Here is a 2,047-nt window from a genome sequence, read left to right as displayed (position 1 = left end):
CTCTTCGGGGTTTCTTCGGATGGAATGCAGGAGCCGGTCACCTTGCCGCCGCGCAGCACGGTGGCGCTGTGGCACAGCTCCTGGATTTCGTCGAGTTTGTGGCTGATATAGAGGATCGAACAGCCTTCGCTGGCCAGCTGGCGCAGGGTCTCGAACAGCTTGCGCACGGCCTGCGGGGTGAGCACCGAGGTCGGCTCGTCCATGATCAGCAGCCGTGGGTTCTGCAGCAGGCAGCGGACGATCTCGACCCGCTGGCGCTCGCCGACGGACAGCGCGTGCACGTGGCGGCGCGGATCGACCGGCAAGCCATAGCGTTTGGACACCGACTCGATACGCCGGGCCAGGTCGACCATGTCGGGCTTGCCCGGCAGGGCCAGGGCGACGTTTTCCAGCACGGTCAGGGTTTCGAACAGGGAGAAGTGCTGGAACACCATGCCGATCCCCAGGCTGCGCGCATGGGCGGGGTTTTCCACCGTGACCGGCTTGCCCTCCCAGAGCATGTCGCCGGAGGTCTGGCGGGTCACGCCGTAGATGATCTTCATCAGGGTGGATTTACCGGCACCGTTCTCACCGAGCACGGCATGGATCTCGCCGGGCATCACGCTGAGGTCGATGCCATCGTTGGCGATAACCGTGGGGTATACCTTGCGGATGCCGGTCAGGGTCAAACGCGGCTGCGTTTCGGACGCAACGGCGGCATCGGCGGCGTGCTCATGCTTCATTGGGTTTTCTCCTGTCATCCGATGACCTTAGCAGCTCTCACGAGCCTGGATCGGCGCCTTTATTATTGGAGAGGAGCAGCGCCTTGGCGGCCACTGCACCCTTCTGGTTGCCCATCGCAGGCCGGCACTGGGTGCCGCAGCTGCGTAGCCTTGTGTACTACGTTTCTACAAGATTACGCAACAAGCTGTGAACAATTTCTCATATAGCTGTAAACAATGACCTGGAAAAGAGCCTTGTTTTGTATACAACCTGGATTTCTAGTGCGCTCGCACAGCATTCATCGCGCTGCCGCGTCAGGCAAACAGGGCGGCGACGCTCCTTAAGCCTAGCTCCTCGGCATGCCAGCGGCCTTAAAAGCAAAAAAACCCGGACAACCTGAATGGCTGCCCGGGGCTCGGGTTGACGCTGACGCTGAGAGTTCCGCCTTATAGCTTATGCCGCGCGGCGTATAGGCAGACCATCTCCATGGCCACGGTGGCGCCGGCCAGGGCGGTGACTTCGGCGTTGTCGTAAGGCGGCGAGACTTCCACCACGTCCATGCCGACCAGGTTGATGCCGCGCAGACCGCGCAGTATCTCCAGGGCCTGGTGAGTGCTCAGGCCACCACAGACCGGGGTTCCGGTGCCGGGGGCGAAGGCCGGATCGAGGCAGTCGATATCGAAGGTCAGGTACACCGGGTTGTCGCCGACCCGGTCGCGGATCTGCGCGGCGATCTGCTCCGGGGTGCTGCGGTGCACCTGACGCGCATCCAGCACCTGGAAGCCCATGTGGTCGTCATTGGTGGTACGCAGGCCGATCTGCACCGAGCGAGACGGATCGACCAGGCCCTCGCGGGCGGCGTGGTAGAACATGGTGCCGTGGCTGACCCCCGGCTCGCTGTCGTCGGCATCCGGCCAGGTGTCGCTATGGGCGTCGAAATGCACCAGCGACAGGGCGCCATACTTCTTCGCATGGGCCTTGAGCAGCGGGTAGCTGATGAAATGGTCGCCGCCCAGGGTCAGCATGCCGCAACCGGCCGCAACGATATGCTCGGCATGCGCCTCGATGGCCGCCGGAATCTTGTGCGGCAGGGCGTGATCGAAGTTGCAGTCGCCGTAGTCGATCACCGCCAGGTGGTCGAAGGGGTCGAACTCCCAGGGGTAGTGGCGCTCCCAGGCGCTGGTGATGGAGGCCGCGCGGATCGCCCGCGGGCCGAAACGGGTGCCCGGTCTGATGGTGGTGGCGGTGTCGAAGGGCACCCCACTGACCACCAGATCGACGCCGGTCAGGTCGCGGCTATAACGCCTGCGCATAAAACTGGTGACCCCGGCATAGGTCGGCTCCG

General features: G+C 63.7%; 2 protein-coding genes. Both read right to left on the bottom strand.

Translation table 11 applies throughout. The annotated features are described in order from the left end of the window. The coding region (locus Q8Q83_RS04770) for an ATP-binding cassette domain-containing protein (protein WP_305621592.1) at nucleotides 1-722 on the bottom strand (722 nt) is incomplete at its 3' end. A gap of 426 nt (nucleotides 723-1,148) precedes the next feature. Next, nucleotides 1,149-2,047: agmatinase (gene speB / locus Q8Q83_RS04765; protein ID WP_305621590.1), on the bottom strand; the 899-nt coding region annotated here is incomplete at its 5' end.

This window comes from Pseudomonas sp., assembly GCF_030696055.1.
GTDB lineage: Bacteria > Pseudomonadota > Gammaproteobacteria > Pseudomonadales > Pseudomonadaceae > Aquipseudomonas.
This window is presented reverse-complemented; position numbering and strand designations above follow the sequence as displayed.